We start from the raw sequence: 23303 nt of genomic DNA, 5'->3' as shown, positions 1-23303 counted from the left end.
CAACAATTTTTTGGTCACTATCAAAAACAATAGCTCTTGAACTAGTAGTACCTTGGTCTAATGCTATAATGTATTTTCTATTCATTGTTCCCTCCAGCCAAGTAAAAAAGCTTAAAAAAATAATCCTTTTCTTTAAGATTATTCTTTAAGCTTCTCCTATTCTCCCAAGCTTTATTTTTTTATACGTTTTAATATTATTTATGTATGTTTTTATATCTTTTTATATAAATATAATACTTCAAAAAGATTTTTACAACAAGTAATTTTACTACTTAAAAATAGAAAAATTTAATCATTTTTTTTTATTTTATATTTTTTTTACTGTTTTTTTATCAAATTTTACTATTTTTTAAATATTTTTTATTTTTTCTTTACATATACTTTTTTTTATTTTATGATATAATATAAATACTTTTTTATGTTATTTTTTAACTAAGGAGAAGTTATGATAAAAAGATATAAGAACGAACTAATAAAAATTCAAAACGAAATAATAGATGTTACTAAGTTAGCAGTTGTAATTGTGGATAGAGAAGGAAATTATATTACCGAAAAAGGAAATTTTTCTGATTTTTGCAAACTGTTTAGAAATAATAAAAACTTAAATTTATTATGTGAAAAATGTGATATGCATGCTTTAAATAAAACTTTTCTGACACTAAAACCTTATATTTATAGATGTCATTCGGGTTTAGTTGATATGATTGTGCCTATTTTATATGATAATGAATTATTAGGAGCATTTATTGTAGGTCAAATAGTTTTAGAAGATGAAAAATCTTTTAATATACAACAAGTTATGAATGATAATTTAGGAAAAAATGTAGATGGTTATAAATTAGGAGAAAATTATAAACAATTAAAAAGAATGACCTTTGCTGAAATAACAAGTGTGGCCAATTTATTATCCTATACTTCTAGCTATATAACTCAATGTATAAAAACTAGAAAATGGTCTACACATAAAATTGAAAATAATGTATCTGACAATAGAATTTGTTTAAATGATTTGCCTATTGGAGCAGCAATTATATATATAAACAAAAATCTTAATGGAAATATCTCTTTAGCTGAAGCTGCTTCTTCTTGTAATATGAGTGTCTCTCAATTTACAAGAGCTTTTAAAAAGGAAACTGGAAAAACTTTTATAGATTTTGTTACTAGAAAGAAAATAAAACAAGCTAAATATCTTTTAAAATATACTAATAAGAGTATAAGTGAAATTTCTTTTGAATTAGGTATGGATGATAGTAGCTATTTTACAAAAGTATTTAAGAAATATACTGGAATAAGACCTAAAGAATTTAGAGATAATATTTTAAAAAATCAATAATTTTTAAAATCCAACAAAAAAGAACTATAAATTAATATCTTTTAATTTATAGTTCTTCTTATTCAAAAATTTTTTATAAAATTTCTAATTTTTTCTCTTTTCTTGGTACAGTTCTTAAATATTTATTATTAGGATATCCTAATAGCATACAAGCAACTATTTTTTCTTTTTTATTCAGGTCTAAAAACTTATCTATTCTATCACTATATTTTAAACTAGTTTTTATAAAACTACTGAATAACACCCCTAATCCTTGAGCAACAGCCATTTTCTCTACATTAGAAGCAGCTAATCCTCCATCTAACTCATCTTGGGCTACTATTAACATAATCATAGGAGCATTAAAGAAAAACATATCAGTTTCTGGTCTTTTTTCCATATATTCTTGATATTTTTCAAACCACTTGTCTCTCCATCTAAAACTAGAGTCATCTAATGTCATGTTTTCTAAATAATTTTTAAACCCTTCCCAAGTAATATCTTTAAATTCTCTAAATTTATTTTTTATTACTATACAACGAGTTCCTTGTTTATTTTCTCCTGTTTCTGTAAATCTAATGGCCTCTAATATATTTTTTAGTTTTTCTATCTCTACTTCTTTTTGTTGATAATCTCTTATACTTCTTCTAAATTTTATAAAATTTAAAAGATTTTCTGGAATTATTTTAAAAGTTTTTTCATCATATTCTCTTATATCATCATCTGGATAATCTGATATTCTTATAGCTGATACTGGACATATGGCTAAGCAATGACCACACTTCATGCATTCTCTTTTTATTTTAGCTTTTTTATTTTCTAAAAAAATATTTCTTGGAAAGCAAACCCCTATACATTTTCCACAACCTATACATTTTTCAATATTTATATTTACCATTTTCTCCTCCTATTTTTTGTTATATAATATCTTATAACAAAAATTTTAGCAAGAAAATATAAAATCAAAAAATGGTAAAATATAGTATTTTTTATTTTACATTTACTGATTCAACAAAATCATAACATGATATTTTAGATATTAAATCTAAATAATTAAATTGTTTAGGTACTATTAAAGAATAAATAATTCTTCTTTCACTTTCTACTTTTTGAATATTTTTTATTTTTATATCCATAGTTCTTAAAATATCATAGATATTTACAGAGCACATACTTACAGATGATTTATTTGTAAAAACCATTTCTATTTCAAGAATATATTGCTTATTTATCAAAGACCTTTCTAATTGTTTTAAAGTGACTAATACTACTATAATAGCTATTCCAGCTGGAACAGCTAAAGAATAAAATCCCCAACCAATTCCTATTCCCAAACATCCTGTTGCCCAAATAGAAGCAGCTGTAGTAAGTCCTCCTATTGTTCCTTTATCTCCTCTCATAATAGTTCCAGCACCTAAAAATCCTATTCCACTGACCACTTGTGCTCCTATTCTTCCTAAATCTGTTTTTATTACTTGAGAAGCTTCTGGATATAAAAGAGCAAAATTAATAATATTTACTCTTAATTGGTCTTGAATCATAGAAACTATACAAGCTCCTAAACATACAAGTATATGTGTTCTAAATCCTGCTGGCCTGTTATGAACACCTCTTTCATATCCAATCATTCCACCTACTAAAATAGCTGCAACAATTCTTACTATGATTTCTCTATTTGATAATATTAAATTGAAAGAATCGTTCATAAATCCCCCTTAAAAAAACAAATAGAGAGCCTTACAAATAAAATTTGTAAAAGCTCTCCATTCTCCACTTTATATAAAATTAAAATATAATGATTTATCTAAATAAATTTGGAATAAATAATGCAATATTTTCTGAATAAGTTACTATTAATAAAACAACTAATAATGATACAATAAATGGCCAAACTTCTTTTATAAAATCTTCTAGCCGAACATTGACTATAGAACATACTGTAAACATCATAGAACCAAATGGAGGTGTTAATCCACCTATCATAATATTTACTATGAAAATTACACCAAAGTGAAGAGGGTCTACACCTAATCCTTTAACAGCTGGTACTAATAATGGTGCTAATATTACTAAAGCTGCTCCACCTTCTATAAACATTCCAACAAATAATAATAATAAATTTATAACTATTAATAATAAAAATTTATTGTCTGTAAAATCCATTAATGCTTGTGTTATTATTTGAGGAATTCTTTCTAAAGTCATATAATATCCAAAAACTTTTGCACTAGCTATAATTATCATAACTGAACCTGTACTTTTTACAGTTTCCATTAAAATAATAGGTATATGTTTTAATTTTAGTTGTTTATATACGAAGAAACCTACTAAGAAACAAAATACTACAGCTACTCCTCCTGCTTCTGTTGGAGTAAACATTCCCATACGCATTCCTAAAATTATTCCAAATGGAATTGCAAGAGCCCATATAGATTTCATTGCTTGGTTAAAAACTTCTTTAGGACTAGCCATTTTTTCTCTTGATGGCTCATATCCTCTTTTTACTGATATAATATATACTGTTATCATCATAGCAACAGTCATTAAAATTCCTGGAGTATATCCTGCTAAAAACATATCTCCTACAGGAACATTTGCTATTAAAGCATATAATATTAAGTTTGTTCCAGGTGGAATTACAGGACTAACTGCTGAAGAAGCTGCTGTTACTGCTGCAGAAAATGATGGAGAAAATCCTTTCTTTATCATTTCTGGAACTAAAATTTTTGATTGCATTGCAGCATCTGCATTGGCTGAACCAGAAATTCCTCCCATCATAGCACTTAACAAACAGTTTACTTGAGCAAGTCCACCTTTCATATGACCTGCTAATATCTCAGCCATATTCATAAGTTGCTCACTAATTCCTGAATAGTTCATTACAGAACCAACCATTATAAAAAATGGAACTGCTAAATATGGAAATGATTCTACTGATGTAACAAATTGTTGTATAACCATGTTCATTGCCATAGTTTGATTTATAAACATAAAATAAAACAGTGCTGAACCCATAAGAGCAAATCCTATAGGGATATTTAAGAAAAATAATATAAACAGCACTATTACTGGTGATAACGCATTCATTCTTTTACCTCCTATTCTTTATCTTTTATTAATTTCTTAAAACTTTCTATTACAAATAATAAAGAGTATAAAGACATTAATCCAAAAGAAATAATTATAGATGAATTTATATATGCATATGATATCTCTAAAGCTGCTGTTATTTTAGAAGATGATGATACATATGTATAACTAAAATAAAACATCAAACTACTTAATCCAAATAATAATATGTATACTAAAAATTCAACTATTTTTCTAACTTTTTTTGGAAGTAAAACTACAATAGCTTCTACACCAATCAACGCTTTTTCTCTGTATGCTGCAGCAGTTCCTAAAAATATAGTCCATACAAAGCAACCTACTGCTATTTCCTCAGCCCAAAAATATGTGAATTTTAATACATATCTTGTAAATACATTCATCACTACTACTATTGTAGTTATAGCAATGAAAATGCTTCCAAGATATAATTCAAACTTTTTTAAAAAATCTCTCATCTCTCACCTCTGATTTTTCATAAAATTTATAATAGGGGACTTCTCCCCTATTATAAATACTATAATTTTATTTACCGTTTTTTATATCTTCTCTTATTTGAGTTAATTCTTTCATTATTTCTTCATAGATTCCAGGAGTCCATTTAGGGAATTTAGAATATACTGGTGCAACAGCTTTATTAAATGCTTCTCCATCAACTTCATAGAATCTAACACCTAATTCTTTTAATTTTTCCTCATATTCTTTTTCTAATTTTATAGTTTGCTCTAAGTTGTCTTGTGCTCCTGCATCAAACTCTTCTTGTAATATTGTTCTTTGCTCATCTGTTAAACTATCCCAAACTTTTGTAGAAATACAAACTGCTGAAACTCCTAAAAGGTGTTTTGTTAGAGAGTATTCTTTTACGTTTTCATATTGTTTAGTTCCATAGTAAGTTAATATTGAACCTTCAACACCATCAATTACACCTTGTTGAATAGCTGCATATGTATCTGGATATGGCATTGCAACAGGGTTTCCTCCTAAAGCTTCTATTGTAAATGTATATAATTGGCTAGTAGGAACTCTTAATTTAACTCCTTTCATATCTGCTGGAGTTCTGATAGGTTTTTTAGTCATCATACTTCTGAATCCAAATAACCAATCTAGTGATAACACTTTTATTCCTTTTTCTTCAGCTTGTTTATTTAAATTTTGAACTAAAGGTGTTCTAACCATTCTTAGATATTCATCAAATGTTTGATATAATAAAGGACCTGTAACTGCATTATAATCTGGAACATAATCTCCTAAGAAGTTAACTCCATCTACAAATATCCAATCTGAACCATTAACTACTTGTTCTATTCCATCTTTTCCTATTGGTAATGTTCCACCTGTAAATAGTTGTAACTCTAAAGTTCCATTACTTCTTTCATTAACTTTTTCAACAACTTTTACTAAAGATTTTGCTGTTTGTTCATCATCAACAAATTTTGTACTTACTTTTATAACTCTTTTTTCAGCTTTAGCAGAATCTTTTTTTTCTCCACCACAACCAATTAAAAATACTCCTACAGTAAGTGCTAATAAAAAACTCTTAAACTTTCTCATGAAACTTCTCCTTTCAAAATTTTTTAGAACCCTTTTACTTTGTGTTAGTGGAAAATAATATATTTTCCATTCAAAATTTAGTAGCTTAAATAAAAAAGTAGTTTAAATAAAGTTCTGATTCAGAACTTCTTTAAGCTACTCCCCTCTCCAGCTTTTTATGTATTTTTATATTTATATGATAACAACTTTATTATCTTTTGTCAATATTTTTTTGTTATCTTATTGAAATTTATTTTCAAAAATAAAATAGTATTATAATTTTAATATCATTTTTATTTTTTTTATTAAAAAATGTTATTAATAATTTTTTTATATTTATGGTGTTATTTGATATAATTTAATTTTATTTTATATATTTTAATTTTACAAATTATAAACACTTTTTTATACAAAAATATCAAAAAAATTTTGTTGCAATTTATAAAAAAAGGTATTGTATAATTTTACAATACCTTTTTTCTTATTTTTATTTTCTAAATTAAATTTGGAAGTAATAACATAAATTTTGGACAGAATGTTACTATTACTAGAACTATAAATAATGCTACTATAAATGGTAGAGATTCTTTTACAAATTCTTTAATAGGAACATCTACTATAGAGCATGTTAAGAACATCATAGAACCAAATGGTGGAGTGATTCCTCCTATCATAATATTAACAATCATAACTATTCCAAAATGTACTGGGTCTATTCCTAAACTTCTTGCTGTAGGAATTAAAAGTGGTGCTAAAATAATCATAGCTGCTCCACCTTCTATAAACATTCCAATAAGTAGTAAAATAGCATTTACTATTAATAAAAATGCAATAGGACTAGAAGTTATATTCATTAAATATTCTCCAATAATATGTGGAATTCTCTCCCAATTTAGATATTGTCCAAAAACTCCAGCTCCAATAATTATAAACATAACACTACTTGTACCATAAACAGTTTCTTTTACAATTCCAGCTAAATGTTCTATTTTTAATTCTTTATAAATAAAGAAACCAATGAATAAACAATATAAAACTGCCATAGCTCCAGCTTCTGTAGGAGTAAAGAATCCAACTCTCATTCCTAAAATAATTCCAAATGGTAAAAGCAAAGCCCAAATAGAATCTTTCATTTGAAGAGCAACCTCTTTTCCTGTGGCTCTTTTTTCTCTAGTAGCTCCATAACCTCTTTTTCTTGAAATTATACTTACAGTAATCATTAAAGCTATACACATTAAAAATCCTGGAACATAACCTGCTAAAAACATTTTAGCAACAGATACATTGGCTATTAAAGAATAAATAATTAAATTTATTCCAGGAGGTATTACTGGAGTAATAGCTGAAGATGCTGCAGTAATTGCTGCTGAGAAAGATTTTGAAAATCCTCTTTTTGTCATTTCTGGAACTAAGATTTTACATTCCATAGCAGCATCAGCATTAGCTGAACCAGAAATTCCACCCATAAGCACACTTAGAAGAACATTTACTTGAGCAAGTCCTCCTTTCATATGCCCTGATAAAACTTCTGCCATTTTCATTAATTTATCACTAATTCCTGAATAATTCATTACAGCTCCAGCCATTATAAAAAATGGAATAGCAAGTAATGGGAAAGATTCAGCACTTTTTATAAAAGTTTGTAATATTAAATCTGCAAAAGTATTTGTATTCATAAATAAAAAATAAAATAGTGATGATGCAAACAAAGCAAAGGAAATTGGAATATTACAGAAAAATAAAATAAAAAGTATTAAAACTGGTAATAATTTTTCCATTATTTATCTCCCTCCTTATTTATATCTCTAATAGCTTTTATTGTAAATCCTATAGAATGGAATAATATTAATCCAAACCCAACTATTAAAGCTGAATTTACATAGGCTGATGAAATTCCTAATACAGATGTTGGTTTAGATACAGAATATTTTGTAAAAATAATACTTAAATAAAATAAAACTCCTGTTAAAACTGTTACAAAAATATTTACTAAGACCATAAAGATTCTTTGCATTTTTTTAGGAAGAAGTTGTACAAGCATATCAACACCTATGTGCATTTTTTTCTTAAAACAAGCAGCTCCACCAATATATATACTCCATATAAATGAAGTTGTAGCTATCTCTTCTGCACTTGAAATTGGAGAACCACCGAAAGTTCTCAACATAACATTCATAATTACACTAGAAACTGTTATACAGATAAATATTCCAGCTACTATCTCTTCTAAATTATTTAATATTTTTTTCATAAGTATACCTCTCTTATTAAATGAGGCTTCTTTAATTTTATTTAAAGAAGCCTCTGTTAAACTTTACATATTAGACTTATAGATTATTTTTCATTTCTAATTTTAGCTAATTCTTCTTGAATTTTTTCATAAGTTCCTTCTGGAGTACCTAAATTATCATAGATTCCTTCTGTAAGTTTAGCAAATGCAGGTAAATTAACTTCATTAATTTCTACACCAGCAGCTTGTAATTTTTCTATCAATTCTTTATCTAAGTCAACCATTCTTAAGTTATTATTTACAGCAGCCTTATCAAATTCTTCTTGCATAATTTGTCTTTGCTCATCTGTTAAACTATTCCAAACTTTTGTAGAAATATATACTCCTGCAGTTCCTAAGAAGTGTTGAGTTAAACTCATTTTCTTTCTTAATTCATAAGTTTTTGTTAAATAGTTAGTTGCATAAGAACCTTCTAACCCATCAATAACACCTTGTTGTAAAGCTGATATAGTTTCTCCAAATGGCATAGATACAGCACTTGCTCCCATAGCATTTAAAGTATCAATAAATAATTTACTAGCTGGAACTCTGATTTTTAATCCTTTTAAATCTTTTGGTTCAACTACTTTTTTATCAGTTATTAAGCTTCTGAATCCAAAGATATAATCAAGTGATAAAACTTTTATTCCTTTTTCTTCAGCTTTTTTCTTTAATCCTTCTACATAGTCTGTATGCATTAATTTTACATATTCATCATAGCTTTCATATAACATTGGTCCTGCTAAAGCTGTAAATTCTGGAACATAATCTCCTATATAACTTAAATCTTCTACTGATATGAAATTAGCTCCTCTAACAACTTGCTCTAATCCATCTTTATAAACAGGTAATTGTCCGTTAGGGAATAATAATAATTCTACTTGTCCTTTTAATCTCTTGTTGATATTTTCTGCTGCTTCTGCCATAGCAATATGAGTAGGCTCATTATCTTTAAAAATATAACTTACTCTTATTTCTAAAGGTTTATTTTCCTTTGCAGCTTCTTTTTTCTCTCCTCCACATCCCATTAAAAATGCTCCTACTGTAAGAGCTAATAAAAGACTTTTAAATTTTCTCATAAATTTTCTCCTTTCAAACTGTATTATTAACTATTTATTGTTTTCCTTTAACATAACATCTGGATAATTTGTGATTACTCCATGAACTCCTATGCTATCTAACCATTGATAATCAATAACAGTATTTACTGTCCAAACAAAAGTTTTTATTCCTTTTTCTTCTAATTCTTTTACAGTATTTTTTGTTATTAAATTAATTTCTGGATGATAACTGTAAGAAACTAATCCATTGTCATCTAAATATTTTGGTAGATTTAAAATTTCACTAGCTGTTAATAAAGCTAATTTTAATTTTGGTTCTAATTTGTGTAATGATTGGATAATACTATGATGGAATGATGAAATTACAACAGATTCTAATCTGTCAGCTTCATAAATTTCTTTTAATACAAGTTTTTCAATATCAGCTCTTCCTCTTTCAATTTCTTTAATTTCTATATTTAGAAGAACATCTTTTGGTACAACTTCAAATACCTCTTTTAATGTTGGCACTCTTTCTCCTTTGAATTCTTCAGAAAACCAACTTCCACAATCTAGACTTCTTATATAATCAAAGTCTAATTGGTAAATGTAACCTTTTCCATTAGTAGTTCTATCAACTTTCCAGTCATGAATAACTACTAATTTCCCATCTTTTGTTAATTGAACATCAATTTCTACTCCATTGGCTCCTTGCTCTACAGCTAATTTTAAAGCAGATAAAGTATTTTCTGGAGCATATGCAGAAGCTCCTCTATGACCTATAACTAACATTCTTCCACCCCTAACGAAAAAAAGTAGCCTAAAATTTTTTCAAAAAATGAAAATTCTAATAGCCACTCCCCTCTCCAGCTTTTATTAATTTTTTTATATTAATATATTAGCAACTTTATTTTAATTTGTCAATAATATTTTAGTTTTTTTGTAGAATTTTTTATACTGAAATGATTATTTTTTTCTCGATTTCGTACTATAATAAAATTTATTAATGATTTTTTCTTTATTTTTTGATAAAATAAAATTTATGTGTTTAATTAAAAATTTTAATCAAAAATTTTGCTGGAATATTTTTATTTGAAATCTTATATTTTTTGATAATATTTTTTATAATATAGAATTTAAAATATTTTTATAAAAAAAAAAGTTGAAGCAAACTAAAAATTTTTAAATAATTAATTTACATCAACTCTAATATTTTTTATTTTTCTATTCTATTTATTTTTTAAAATATATTTTATAGCTTCCATTCCAGCTATTGTTCCATCATTTACAGCAGTAGTTACCTGTTTAACTTTTTTAGCTACCATATCTCCAGCTACATATATTCCCTCTACATTTGTTTTCATAGTTTCATCTGTAACTACAAAACCAGCTTTATCTAATGTAGCAAATTCTCCTAAAAGTTCTGTCATATTTTTTGTTCCAAGATATAAGAAAGCATATTGAGTTTCAAACTCTTTTTCTTCTCCATCTATTGAAACAAGAGCTTTTTCTAAATATTCATTTCCAGAAAGCTCTTTTAATTGAGCATTTAGATAGATTTTTACCTTTTCATTTTCTTGTAAAAGTTTTAAATGTTCTTCACTACATTTAAGTTCATTATCAGTTACAAATATATTAATCTCCTTTGAAAATCTAGTTAAAAATAGTGCTTCCTCTGCTATCTCCTCACCTTTTCCAAATAAAGAAACTGTCATATTTCTAGTGAAAGCCCCATCACAAGTAGCACAATATGAAACACCAGCTCCTAAAAATTCCTTTTCTCCAGGAATTTTTTTACCAGAGTTTTTACCAGCTCCTAAAGCAACTACTATTGTTTTTGCTCCAACATTTTCCACATCTGTTTTTACTATTTTAGGAGTTGAATATATATCTATTCCTAAAAAAGTTCCTTCTAAAAATTCCACATTAAATCTTTTAGCTTGCTCTCTCATATTTTCAAGAAGTGCTTTTCCTGTAATCTCTTGAGGAAAACCAGGATAATTTTCTATTGAGTGAGCCATAGCCAAACTTCCTACATCTCTTTTCTCTATTACTAAAACTGATAAGTTACTTCTTCCACCATAAATTGCTGCTGTAAGTCCTGCTGGACCTCCACCAACTACAACTAAATCATAATTTTTCATCAATAACCTCCTTTAAATTATTCCCAGTGATGTTAAAAATATTCTCTCTTCTCCAATAGTGGTACTTTCAGTATGTCCACTATACACCACTGTTTCACTTGGTAATTTACAAAGTCTTCTTAAACTATTAAACAGTTGTTCTCCACTACTTTCTGGAAAATCATATCTTCCAAAACTTCTTCTAAACATTGTATCTCCAGATATTAAAATTTTGCTTTCCTTATCAAAGAAACATTTAGAACCTCTAGTATGACCTGGGGTGTCAATAACTAAAAATTTTCCTATAACATCTCCATCTTTAATTCTTTTAAAAGAACCTTTGTATATAAAATTTATTCCAAAAATATAGTTTGAATGACTCTTAGATGGGTCTACTAAAAATTCTGCATCCTCATCACCTATAAACACTTTGGCTTCTGGATAAACTTCTTTTACAGCATTTAATCCACAAATGTGGTCAGAATGTCCATGAGTTAAGATAATATATTTTAATTCTAAATTTTTTTCATCTATAAAATCTATAATTTTATCTATTCTTTCTCCTTCACAATCAAATAAATATGCTTCATTATTTTCATCCCATAGAAGATAGCTGTTTGTCATAAACCCACCAGTATAAAATCTTTTTATATTCATAAATTGTTACCTCCATTTCTCTTCTTATTATATATCTTATCATTTTTTATATCTATTTTCAATTTTTAATATTTTTACTAGATTTTTTTCTAATATAAGTTGATATTTTTTTCCTAACATTATATAATATACATTATAATTAATATGGGTTTAATTTATGAAATATTTTAGTGAGGATATATAAATGAATAAAGATTACAATATAGGAGTCTTTGATTCTGGACTTGGTGGAATTACTGTCCTAAGAGAGATTTCTAAACTTTTACCTAATGAAAATATTATATACTTTGGAGATACTAAAAATGTTCCCTATGGGGAAAAAACACAGGAGGAAATCCAAATTCTTTGTGAGAGAATAGTGAGATTTTTATTTACAAATGGTTGTAAATTAATAGTTATAGCTTGTAACACAGCTTCAATAGCTGCTTACGAATATTTACATAAAATTTCTCCAATTCCTATTGTAGGAATAATTAATTCTGCTATAGATTCTATTCCTAATAACACTTATAAAGAAATAGGAATAATTGGTACTCCTTTTACTATTAATAGTGGGGAATATCCTAAAAAAATTAAAGAGAGAGATGAAAATTTAAAAACGTATTCTGTTGGTTGTGAAAAACTTTGTCCTATGATAGAAAAAGGTTGGGAAAATTTTTCTGACAGAAGAGTTATATTAGCTGATTATATAACACGTATTCCTAAATCAGCTGAAGCTTTACTTTTAGCTTGTACTCATTATCCTCTTATCCTAAATGATATCAAAGATATTTTTGAAGGGGATATTTTAGACCCAGGAGAAGAGTGTGCTAGAGAAGTATTTAGGACTTTAAAAAATCATAATCTTCTTAATTCTAAAAATGAAAAGGGAAAAATTGAATTTTATGTAAGTGGAGATAAGGATATTTTCCAAAAGAAAGCTCAAGAATTTTTAGGATATGAGATAAATAAAATTTTTAAAGTAAATATTTAATAAAAATATATTCTATAAAAAAGCTGAGTAACATTAAAAAAGTTTTGCTCAGTTTTTTTGTTATTAAAATTTTTTTAATCTTAATTTCTTAATTTTTTCTATTTTCAAGATATTTTACTTTCTAGCTTTCTATTAAAAAATTTATAATTTCCTATATAATAAAAAGAAAAAGAAGCCTGTGCTTCTTTCTCTTTTGTCTTATATAATCTTTATTAAAATTTAGAAACATTATTCATATAGAGGAAATTTTAAACAAAGAGCTTTTACTTCCTCTCTTATTTCTTGAAGTTTTTCTATATTATCTATATTATCAACAACTTCTAATATAAATTTTGCAATTTGCTCCATCTCTTTTTCTTTCATTCCTCTAGTTGTTATAGCTGGAGAACCTATTCTTATTCCACTTGTTACCATTGGTTTTTCTGTATCATAAGGAATTCCATTTTTATTTACAGTAATTCCTGCTATTTCTAGAGCTTTTTCAACTTGTGCTCCTGTTAATCCTTTGTTAGCTTTTACATCTATTAATACCATATGGTTATCAGTACCACCACTGACTATTCTAAGTCCTCCCTCTTCAAGAACTTTTGCTAAAACTTTTGCATTTTTTACAACTTGATGTTGATATTCTTTAAAGCTTGGCTCTAAAGCTTCTTTAAATGCTACAGCCTTAGCTGCAATTATATGCATTAATGGTCCCCCTTGAATTCCAGGGAAAATAGTTTTATTTATTTTCTTAGCAACTTCCTCATTGTTTGTCATTATAACTCCCCCACGAGGTCCTCTTAAAGTTTTGTGAGTAGTTGTTGTAACAACATCAGCATAAGGAATTGGGCTTGGATGTTCTCCAGTAGCTACAAGTCCAGCTATATGAGCCATATCCACCATTAAATAAGCTCCTACTTTATCAGCAATTTCTCTAAATCTTTTAAAATCTATAACTCTTGCATAAGCACTAGCTCCAGCTACTATTAATTTTGGTTTAACTTCCATAGCAATTCTTTCAACTTCATCATAATCTATTAATTCAGTTTCTTTTGATACACTGTAAGAATATACATTATAATCTCTTCCAGAAAAGTTTACATTTTTTCCATGAGTTAAATGTCCTCCATGGTCTAATCTCATTCCTAAAATTGTATCTCCAATATTTATTAAAGCTTTATAAACTCCCATATTAGCTTGTGAACCTGAATGAGGTTGAACATTTACATAATTTACATTAAATAATTTTTTTGCTCTTTCAATTGCTAATTTTTCAGCTACATCTACATAAATACATCCACCATAATATCTTTTATCTGGATATCCTTCAGCATATTTATTTGTCATTATACTACCTGCAGCTTCTAAAACGGATTGGGACACGAAGTTTTCAGAGGCAATTAATTCAATTCCTTCATTTTGTCTCTTTCTTTCTAATTCAATTGCTTCAAATATTTCTCTGTCAGTTTCATAAAGTTTTTCTAATTTTATCATTTGTGTCCTCCATTTTATCTTAAGCCATAGGCCCTTTAATTTTGATTTTTCTATCTTATCATATTTCAAAAAAAAAGAAAAGTGTTTTTTTAAGAAAAACAAATGTTTTTATTTTTTGTATTTTATCTGTACAAGAGAATTATTAATTATATATTCTATTTTTTCTTTAAAGATGTTATAATCTAATATATTAAAATTATTTTCTATGTTGTAAAATAAAATTTATCATTAAAAATTTACTTATCTTATTAGTGACAACTTAGGAGGATATATGAAAAAAGTTAAGTTTTTATACAATCCTTTTTCTGGAGAAAAGGAAATTGTTAAATACCTAGACTATATTATTTATTCTTATCAAAAAAAAGGTTATACTATAATCCCTTATAGAATCAGTTTCGATTCTGATTTAGAAAATGTTTTTGAAGATATTGATGAAAGTTTTCATCATATTTTAATTTCTGGTGGAGATGGAACTGTAAACGAAGTTGTAAATATTATGAAAAGAAAAAATATAGATTTACCAATAGGAGTAATTCCAGCTGGTACAGCTAATGATTTTGCTCATTTAATCGGTATGCCACAAAGTATAAGATATTCCATTGATATGATATTAAATAGTGAAGTTTCTACTGTAGATTTAGGAAAAGCCAATGGAAAATATTTTGTAAATATTTTTAGTTCTGGACTTTTTACAGATGTTTCTCAAAAAACTCCTACTGAATATAAAAATACTTTTGGAAAATTAGCTTATTATTTTACAGGAATAAAGGAATTACCAAAATTTAAAATGTTAGATTTATCTGTAAAATCAAAAGAATACTCTTTTAATGGAAGTTCTATTCTTTTCTTTGTTTTTAATGGTAGAACTGCTGGAAATTTTCAAGTGGCTCATGATTCTACTGTTGATGACGGTTTTCTTGATGTAATTATTATTCCAAAGGAAAATTTCTTAGAAAAATTATATATTCTTCCTCATTTAATGACAAAAAATAATACCTCTTATCCAAAGGGAATTATACATTTTAAAACTGACGAAATAGAAATAGATGTTAAAAATAGAGAGGATTATACTACTGATATTGACGGAGAACCTGGACCTCATTTTCCTATAAAAATTACTTGTGAGAAAAATGGGTTAAAAGTTTTAGGATGGATATAGAAAAAAGGACTGATAACAGTCCTTTTTTTTATTCTAATATATTATTTTTTATTTATAAATCTTCTGGAGACAATCCTTTAGGATGTTTATGCCACCATTTAAATATTATTGGTATAATAATTAATGCTATTAAGTATATTAATATAGGTGTTATAGCTGCTATCCAATTTCCTTGAACACAAGCAACAGGTACTACTGCTAATGCTACTATCTCAATTACTGCCTCAATAGGTGTTATAATTGCAGCATCATCAAGGGTACAACTTTTATTTTCTGGATCAACTATACGAAGTAATGCCATTCCAATTGCTGTTACTCCTGTTGAATATCCATAAACATAAATTCCTCTTTCAAACCATTCTTGCCCTAATAAACGAGGTGCTATAAATGTAAAATGGAAAACAACCCAAATAATTCCAAATAACATTAATAATCCAAATGGAAGTGCATATTCTATTATAACTGGTATTTTTATAGATGCAACACCAAAGAATACTAAAAAATCTGTACAACAACTTCCTATACGAGAAATTATATGATTATCTATATATTCATTTGCTTTTATTCCTCTTAAGAAGATTGAAAAGAATATAGCTACTAAGAATCCAACAGAAAAACTTGGAACTCCTAATCCTGTAATATTTTGTATATAATTTGTTAAAATATATCCTATTCCTGTAGGAATAATTACTAATAGTAAATGCCAAGCTAATGGGTCTATTGCCATAGGAGAAACTGTTTCATATCCCATTGGTGAACGATTTTCTTTACTGATACGACCTGTTCTCATATCTTCTGGAAGTTTACTAAAATCTTTTACAAATTTTGTATACCCCTTTCTTGTTCCAATCTTTATTAAAGCAATTCCTCCAAATATTCCCGTTAAAATTCCAACTGTTGCAGAAGTCATTCCTAAATCTGTAGCATCTGCCCATCCAAGACTTCCCAAAGTTTGCCCTAAAGCTGCTGCTGTTCCATGTCCTCCTTGAAAGCCTGCTGGAATTAACATTCCAAATGCTGGATTTAATTCAGGAACTATTTTTTTTAATATTATCATTGAAAAAACTATAGGAACCGCATATTGAAAAGCCCAACCTATATTACGTTGACAATAATAACTTCCTATTCTATCAAAATTTGTTTTCCATCCTCCTTTTGAAAAATTAAATCCTCTAAGCCCAATTGAAACAAATACAGCTATTATTAATAATCCTGAATAAGAACCAAAACCTGAAGAATATTTTATTATACCAAAACCATTTTGTCCCATTGCTAAACCTATAAATCCTGCTAATAAACTTACAGGAATAAAAAGACTTTGTAATAATTTTATTTTTTCTCTTAATAATTTTGCTATAAATAAAAATATACTTGCCCACATTAAATCTAGTAATAATGAATATACATTAAATTCCATAATTTCCTCCTTATTTATTTAAAATATTTATTTACTTCTTTTTTTAAGTTTTCTAATTCTTCTTTTGACATATTACAATATTCACTATTTTCAGAAGTTGTTCCTGCATCTTGAATATAAACAAGTTTAGTATCTTTTTGAGTAACTGTATTAAACCATATTCCTTGAGGTATGTTATATACTTTAAAAGGTTCCATAGGAATTATATCCATATTAAATTTTTCATTTTCTCTTGTTGCAGCCAATAATATTGCTTTTCCATTTAAAAGTATAAATTGTTCATCTGTTTCATGATGTACTTCTAAATATTTAATTTCTGTAATATCATTATTAGGCTTCCAATTTTTTAAACAAACAACCCATTTCCTATTATCATAAATACATTTTATTCCTTCCCCTTCATAGTTATAAATATTTGCTTTCATCAAAACCTCCTATTCTTCAATATCATTATATAACATTATAATACATGATATAACATAATATAATCTTTTGTCAATATTTTTTTAAAAAAAATTATTTATTAACAAATATATTGCCCATAAAATATAAAAAAAAGGCAGCTTTAAAACATTTTAAAGCTGCCAATAACATTCACTATTTTATTTTTTACTTCCTTCTTGAATATAAAAAGAAAATCTTTCTCCATTAATGATTTGAATACCTATATACATTGGTTCTTCTTTTGAGTCTAATGCTAAACTTTTTATAAGAATTAATGGAGAATTTTTCTTTATATTTAAGAGCTCTGCTTCCTCTTTAGTTGCTTTGCAAAGTTCTATTTTTTTTATAGAACTTGAAACTTCCACATTTAATTTTTCCTTTAAAATATGAAATAAAGAATTATCATTTAAATTTTCTGTTAAAAGTGATATAAATTTTGAAGGAAAATAATTTTTTTCAATAACTACTGGTTCGTTATCTGCATATCTAAGTCTTGAAATGTATATAACTTGCTCATCTGATGAAAGTTTAAGTTTTTTAGAAATTTTTTCCTCTGGATAAATAAGATTATTTTCTAATGTTTTTGCTCCAGGAATAACTCCAATTTGTTTACACATGTCACTAAATCCTTGTAAACTTTTTATATTTTTAGTAAATTTTGGCTGAGTTACAAAGGTTCCTTTTCCTTGTTTTCTAACAACTAATCCTTTTTTTATAAGATTTGTAACTGCATTTCTTACTGTTATTAGACTAACACCATACTCTTTTGCTATCTCCGTTTCTGTTTTTAATTTTTCACCTGGTTGAAAAACTTTATTTTTTATTTTTTCTTCTAAGTCATTCATTAATTGTATATATAGGGGAGTCATATCATCTACTTTTAATTTACTCATTTTTCCATAAAACTAATATAAATTAGTTTCCTCCTTATAAAATTTTATTTATTGAATATATTATATATCATGTATAAAAAAAAATAAACAAATAATTAAAAAAACATTGACAAAATGAAAAAAAAAGAGTAATATAATGTTATATAATGATATATAATGATATATCAAGAGGAGGTTTATAATGAAAGTTTTAGGAATTGGTGATAATGTTTGTGATAAATACCTACATCTAAAACAGATGTTTCCTGGAGGTCAAACATTAAACTTTTCTGTTTATGCAAAACTTCTAGGTAAAGATTCTGCATACATAGGAGTATTTGGTACTGATGAAGTTGCTAAACATATACAAAATACTTTAAACAAATTAAAAATTGATTATAAAAAATGTAGAATTATTCCTGGAGAGAATGGTTATGCTAAAGTTAATTTAGTCAATGGAGATAGAGTATTTTTAGGAAGTAACAAAGGTGGCGTTTTGAGAGAAAATCCAATTATTTTAGATGAAAAAGATTTAGAATATATAAAAGATTTCTCTCTTATCCATACTAGTAATAATAGTTATTTTGATGACCAATTATATAAAATCTATGATTTAGGAATTCCAATATCTTATGATTTTTCTCTACAATGGAAAGATGAAGAGAGACTAAAAAGAGTTTCAAAATATCTAACTTATGGATTTTTATCTTGTGGAAACTTACCAGAAGAAGAAGTAAAAAATATTTGTAGAAAAATTCATTCTTTAGGTTGTAAAATAATAGTTGCTACTAGAGGAAGTTTAGGCGCTTTTATATATGATGGGAAAGATTTCTTTTTACAACCACCTAAATTAGTAGAAGCAGTAGATACTTTAGGTGCTGGTGACTCTTTTGCTACAGCTTTTCTTCTTCATTTAACAGAAGCTTATGAGATTAATTCTAAAAAAATGAAAAATGATAGAGAATTTTTCTTAAAAAATTTAAAAATAGCTATGGAAAAAGGAGCTGAATTTGCTTCTAAAACTTGTAAAATATATGGTGCCTTTGGTTATGGTAAAGAAATTTCAGAATAATAATTAAAATTAAAATAAAATAGGAGTGTAAAAATGGTAGAAAATATCAAAAATATTGTAAATGAAATTAAAGAAAAATTAGAAAAAAAGGGAGGATTAAAACATGTTTACTTTGTAGCATGTGGAGGATCTAAAGCAGCAATCTTTCCTGGATTATATCTTTTACAAAGCGAAGCAAAAACATTTGGAGCTACAACTTATACAAGTAATGAATTTGTTTATGCTACACCAAAGGAATTAGATGAAAGATGTATAGCTATTATTTGTTCATTAAAAGCTACTCCTGAAACTGTAGAAGCTGTGAAAGTAGCTAATAGTAAAGGAGCTTTAACTATTGCAATGACAGGAAATAATGAAACTTTAATGGCTAAAACTGGACAATATGTGGTAACTTATTCTAATGGAGATAATCAAATATATAGTCAATCTAATCAATCTAATGTGCTAAGAGTAGGATTTGAAATTTTAAAACAATTTGAAAATTATGAAAATTATGAAGAAGCTATGAATGCATATAGTTATATAGATGAGATAATATCTGAAGGAAAGAAAAATGTATTAGAAACAGCTAAAAAATGGGCTGAAAAAAATAAAGATGAAGAATTATTTTATGTTCTTGCTTCTGGACCAAACTATGGTGTTGCTTATTCAATGTGTTGTTGTCATTTAATGGAAATGCAATGGAAACATGCTGTTTGTCTTCATACAGGTGAATATTTCCATGGACCTTTTGAAACAACAGATAAAAAACTTTCTATGGTACTTTTAATGAGTGAAGGAAGAACTAGAGCTTTAGATGAAAGATGTTTAAAATTCTTAAAAACTTATGCTGAAAATTACATTGTAATTGATTTTAAAGAATTAAACAAAGGAAGAATTAATTCTAAAGTTTCTGAATTCTTTAACCCTGTTGTTATGATCCCTATTGAACGTTATTATGTTTCTCAAATGGCTGAAATTAGAAATCATTCAATGGATAAAAGAAGATATATGTGGAGAGTTGAATATTAATCTAAATAAATATCTACTAGTTATAAATTTTAACTACCTTAGAAAAAGTACAAATTTTATTGTACTTTTTTACTATTAAAAATATTTTTCATATAAATATGAAATCAATAGAATTTTGAAAGTTTTAGGATGGATATAAAAAATAAAAAAAGTGAAGAATAAAATCTTCACTTTTTTTATTTATCTTTTTAATACTTTTATAAACTATTTTATGTTTTTGGATTTATTTAATATTTTTATCAAATAAAAACTTCTATTCTTTTAAAAGCCACTCTATAGCATTTACTCTTTTAATTCCATCATAATTAGAGTTTGGTAAAATTTCATCTAAAGTTATTAAATATTTAGCATGATTATCTGCTATCTCTTGAAGAGGTCTTAATTCTCTTGCTAAAGTATTTTCATCTAAAACAGTAAGAGAAACTTGATAATAATTTATTTCTTCATGATTTATAGCTACAAAATCCACTTCTTTATCTTTAAGTTGTCCTACATAAACTTCATAACCTCTTCTTATAAGTTCTAAGTACACAATATTTTCTAAGATATGCCCCATATCAGAAGATTTATTTGTTAAAAGAAGTTGTCTTAAACCAATATCTACAACATAATATTTAGATAGATTTGCTAAAAGTTGTTTTCCTCTTATATCATATCTTTTTACTTCATATAGAATTAAACTGTCTGTTAAACCTTTTATATATTTTTCAATAGTTTTATAATCTATTTTTCTTCCTAGAGATGTTAAAGTATTTGCAATTTTATTTGATGAAAGAAAGCTTCCAATATTTCCAAATAAAAACTTTACAACACTTTCTAATAATAAAGGATTTCCTACTTTCATTCTTGTTATAACATCTTTTAATATAATAGAATTATATATCCCTTCTAAGTATTCCCTTATATTTTTTTTATTCCCTTCAAGTTCTAAAGTATAAGGAAAAGAGCTTTCTACTAAATACTTATTATATTTTTGTAATATAGTCATTGGAGGTAGATTAAAATTTTCTAATCCTTCACAGAATTCTTTGAAAGATAATGGTAACATTTTAAGTTCCACATATCTCCCTGTTAAAACTGTTGCTAATTCTCCAGACATAAAATAAGCATTTGAACCTGTTATATAAATATCTGTATTGGATTTTATAAATAAACTGTCTACAGCTTTTTCAAAATGTTCTACATGTTGTATTTCATCAAGAAAAATATAATTTTTCTTATCTTCTATAAGACTTTCCTTTATGTAAGAATAAAGTTTTTTATAATCTGTATATTCTTCAAAATCTAAATCTTCAAAATTTATAGATATTATCTGTTTGGGAAGAACTCCATTTTCTAAAAGATAATTACGATAAAGTTCAAATAAAGTAGATTTTCCACATCTTCTTACTCCTGAAATTACTTTTATTATTTGTTTATCTTTTAATCTTATTAAAAAATCTAAATATTCTTTTCTTTCAATATTTTTCATATTATCCCTCCCTAATAAGATTATACTACTATTTTAAGTTTTTTTCAATAATTTATAGGAATATAATCCTAAAAAAATATATTTTTATTTAAAAATAGGATTATATTCCTATTTTTTATAAAAATGAATATCTAGATAAAACAAAAAAAGTCCCCTATGATAAAAATTATTATCATAGAGGATTTCTTTTATCTAACACATTTTAATCCTACTAAATTTTCTACTCTTTGGTCTTTTTGATAAAGAGTTAAGGTAGAACTTCCAATATCTTCTAAATTTGTTTTTTCTCCGTTAGCAACTTTAGCTATTTTTTCTACTATAAGTTTTCCACCTTCATCTACACCTATTTCACCACTCATAATTCCTGATACATTTACATCTATATCATCATTTATAAGTTCTGAATTTCCACTTACTCTGATTACAGGAACTATTGGATTATTAAATCCTGCTGCTCCACTTGTCCATACAATTATATGAGCTCCTAAAGCTGCATAGTTTACCCCTGCTCCTCCACAAAGCATTGTAACTTCTGACAAATAAAATCCTGGTTTTGTAGGCCTATCAATAAAATCTTTATTGATTTGAAGTACATCTTCTATTGGTTTATGTCCCATTTTATGTAAAGCTCCTAAAGATTTTTCTTCAATAGTTGTAAGTCCTCCTACACTATTTCCAATACTCATAGTTTCTAAATCTGTTCCCTCTACACTCCAACGTTTTTTCTCATTGTCGATTAAAGTTAAAATTTTCTCTTTAACTTTATCATTTACAGCTCTCTTAGTTAAAATTTTTTCACAACCAATAAGCTCAAATAATTCTCCACCTATACAAGTTCCTCCCATTTCAACTAAAGTATCTACCATTTTTCCAACACTTGGATTTGAAGCTATACCAGAACTTGTATCACTTCCACCACATTTTACACCTACTATAAGTTTACTTAAAGGGAATTTTTCTGGAACTAAATTTTTAATATAGTTATCCATCTCTTTTACAATTTCTTTTCCCTTTTCTATAGTTTTTCTTGTTCCTCCCTCTTTTTGACAAACAAGATATTTTACTTTTTTTCCTGTAGCCTCTATTGGATTAACTATACTTTCTGGTGGAATACTTCCACAACCCATAGCAAGAACTAAAACTCCTGCTACATTTGGAGATTTTCCAACAGCTACCATTTGATTAAAAGTTTCTTCATTTCCACCTAACATGCAAGTGTACCAATTTGTTAGGATAACAGTATTTTCACTAGCATCTCCAATTTTTCTAGCAATTCCATCACAACATTCATCTACTGATATAATTAAAATTTTATTTCTTATTCCAACTTGTCCATCTTCTCTTCTATATCCTAAAAATTCCATAA

General features: G+C 26.6%; 22 protein-coding genes. 5 read left to right on the top strand and 17 right to left on the bottom strand.

Translation table 11 applies throughout. From position 1 onward, the window contains the following. Positions 1–445: 445 nt before the first annotated feature. Positions 446–1333, top strand: coding sequence for a PocR ligand-binding domain-containing protein (locus HF862_RS04620; RefSeq protein ID WP_170186751.1), 888 nt, complete (start codon positions 446–448; stop codon positions 1331–1333). A gap of 73 nt (positions 1334–1406) precedes the next feature. On the opposite strand, the gene HF862_RS04615 is transcribed toward HF862_RS04620, so the two are convergent. From HF862_RS04615 to HF862_RS04565, 11 genes are all read right to left on the bottom strand, one after another. Continuing rightward, positions 1407–2210: a nitroreductase family protein gene (locus HF862_RS04615; RefSeq protein WP_170186750.1), complete on the bottom strand. Its 804-nt coding sequence runs from the start codon at positions 2208–2210 to the stop codon at positions 1407–1409. A gap of 91 nt (positions 2211–2301) precedes the next feature. Beyond that, entirely contained in the window at positions 2302–3018 is a 717-nt protein-coding gene (locus HF862_RS04610; RefSeq protein ID WP_170186749.1) for an MgtC/SapB family protein, read from the bottom strand. A gap of 94 nt (positions 3019–3112) precedes the next feature. Next, on the bottom strand, positions 3113–4399 hold the full coding sequence (locus HF862_RS04605; RefSeq protein ID WP_170186748.1) for a TRAP transporter large permease: 1287 nt from the start codon (positions 4397–4399) through the stop codon (positions 3113–3115). Between the two features lie 11 nt (positions 4400–4410). Beyond that, positions 4411–4878 carry a TRAP transporter small permease gene (locus HF862_RS04600; protein ID WP_170186747.1) on the bottom strand — a complete coding sequence of 156 codons (468 nt, stop codon included), beginning with the start codon at positions 4876–4878 and terminating at the stop codon, positions 4411–4413. A 67-nt stretch (positions 4879–4945) separates the two neighbouring features. Then, positions 4946–5971, bottom strand: coding sequence for a C4-dicarboxylate TRAP transporter substrate-binding protein (locus HF862_RS04595; protein WP_170186746.1), 1026 nt, complete (start codon positions 5969–5971; stop codon positions 4946–4948). Between the two features lie 473 nt (positions 5972–6444). Continuing rightward, positions 6445–7728 (bottom strand): TRAP transporter large permease, encoded by a 1284-nt coding sequence (locus HF862_RS04590; protein ID WP_170186745.1) that lies wholly within the window; start codon positions 7726–7728, stop codon positions 6445–6447. Further along, positions 7728–8201: a TRAP transporter small permease gene (locus tag HF862_RS04585; protein ID WP_170186744.1), complete on the bottom strand. Its 474-nt coding sequence runs from the start codon at positions 8199–8201 to the stop codon at positions 7728–7730. Before HF862_RS04585 ends, HF862_RS04590 begins: the two co-directional genes overlap by 1 nt. An 83-nt stretch (positions 8202–8284) precedes the next feature. Next, entirely contained in the window at positions 8285–9298 is a 1014-nt protein-coding gene (locus HF862_RS04580; RefSeq protein ID WP_170186743.1) for a C4-dicarboxylate TRAP transporter substrate-binding protein, read from the bottom strand. Positions 9299–9328: 30 nt separating this feature from the next. Then, a complete protein-coding gene (locus tag HF862_RS04575) occupies positions 9329–10051 on the bottom strand; it encodes a glycerophosphodiester phosphodiesterase (RefSeq protein WP_170186742.1) in 723 nt (240 codons plus the stop codon). A gap of 437 nt (positions 10052–10488) precedes the next feature. Further along, the gene (locus HF862_RS04570) at positions 10489–11406 is read right to left on the bottom strand and encodes an NAD(P)/FAD-dependent oxidoreductase (protein WP_206039014.1); all 918 of its coding nucleotides are present in this window, start codon (positions 11404–11406) and stop codon (positions 10489–10491) included. A 9-nt stretch (positions 11407–11415) separates the two neighbouring features. Continuing rightward, the gene (locus HF862_RS04565; RefSeq protein ID WP_170186740.1) at positions 11416–12039 is read right to left on the bottom strand and encodes an MBL fold metallo-hydrolase; all 624 of its coding nucleotides are present in this window, start codon (positions 12037–12039) and stop codon (positions 11416–11418) included. Positions 12040–12223: 184 nt separating this feature from the next. On the opposite strand from HF862_RS04565, the gene murI reads away from it, so the two are divergent. Then, positions 12224–13012: a glutamate racemase gene (gene murI / locus HF862_RS04560; RefSeq protein ID WP_170186739.1), complete on the top strand. Its 789-nt coding sequence runs from the start codon at positions 12224–12226 to the stop codon at positions 13010–13012. Positions 13013–13240: 228 nt separating this feature from the next. Here murI and glyA read toward each other — a convergent pair whose 3' ends face one another. Then, complete coding sequence (glyA, locus tag HF862_RS04555) at positions 13241–14491, bottom strand: serine hydroxymethyltransferase (RefSeq protein ID WP_170186738.1); 1251 nt, start codon at positions 14489–14491, stop codon at positions 13241–13243. 271 nt (positions 14492–14762) lie between these two features. Here glyA and HF862_RS04550 point away from each other — a divergent pair, with 271 nt between their 5' ends. After that, a complete protein-coding gene (locus HF862_RS04550; protein WP_170186737.1) occupies positions 14763–15650 on the top strand; it encodes a YegS/Rv2252/BmrU family lipid kinase in 888 nt (295 codons plus the stop codon). 52 nt (positions 15651–15702) lie between these two features. Here HF862_RS04550 and HF862_RS04545 read toward each other — a convergent pair whose 3' ends face one another. From HF862_RS04545 to HF862_RS04535, 3 genes are all read right to left on the bottom strand, one after another. Continuing rightward, entirely contained in the window at positions 15703–17067 is a 1365-nt protein-coding gene (locus tag HF862_RS04545) for a sodium/glutamate symporter (RefSeq protein WP_170186736.1), read from the bottom strand. A 14-nt stretch (positions 17068–17081) separates the two neighbouring features. Continuing rightward, a complete protein-coding gene (locus HF862_RS04540) occupies positions 17082–17492 on the bottom strand; it encodes a cupin (RefSeq protein ID WP_170186735.1) in 411 nt (136 codons plus the stop codon). A gap of 177 nt (positions 17493–17669) precedes the next feature. Then, entirely contained in the window at positions 17670–18404 is a 735-nt protein-coding gene (locus tag HF862_RS04535) for a GntR family transcriptional regulator (protein ID WP_206039012.1), read from the bottom strand. A 181-nt stretch (positions 18405–18585) separates the two neighbouring features. Between HF862_RS04535 and HF862_RS04530 the strand changes: the two genes are divergently transcribed. After that, positions 18586–19455: a fructoselysine 6-kinase gene (locus tag HF862_RS04530; RefSeq protein ID WP_206039011.1), complete on the top strand. Its 870-nt coding sequence runs from the start codon at positions 18586–18588 to the stop codon at positions 19453–19455. Positions 19456–19488: 33 nt separating this feature from the next. Beyond that, positions 19489–20466: an SIS domain-containing protein gene (locus HF862_RS04525; protein WP_170186734.1), complete on the top strand. Its 978-nt coding sequence runs from the start codon at positions 19489–19491 to the stop codon at positions 20464–20466. A 253-nt stretch (positions 20467–20719) separates the two neighbouring features. Here HF862_RS04525 and HF862_RS04520 read toward each other — a convergent pair whose 3' ends face one another. Together HF862_RS04520 and HF862_RS04515 are read right to left on the bottom strand one after the other, a co-directional pair. After that, complete coding sequence (locus HF862_RS04520; protein ID WP_170186733.1) at positions 20720–21937, bottom strand: ATP-binding protein; 1218 nt, start codon at positions 21935–21937, stop codon at positions 20720–20722. A gap of 188 nt (positions 21938–22125) precedes the next feature. Continuing rightward, complete coding sequence (locus tag HF862_RS04515) at positions 22126–23301, bottom strand: UxaA family hydrolase (protein WP_206039009.1); 1176 nt, start codon at positions 23299–23301, stop codon at positions 22126–22128. Positions 23302–23303 lie beyond the last annotated feature (2 nt).

It is taken from the genome of Fusobacterium sp. FSA-380-WT-3A, assembly GCF_012843705.1.
Classification (GTDB): Bacteria; Fusobacteriota; Fusobacteriia; order Fusobacteriales; family Fusobacteriaceae; genus Fusobacterium_B.
Note: the sequence above shows the minus strand (reverse complement) of the source record. Positions and strands in the feature narration are given on the sequence as shown.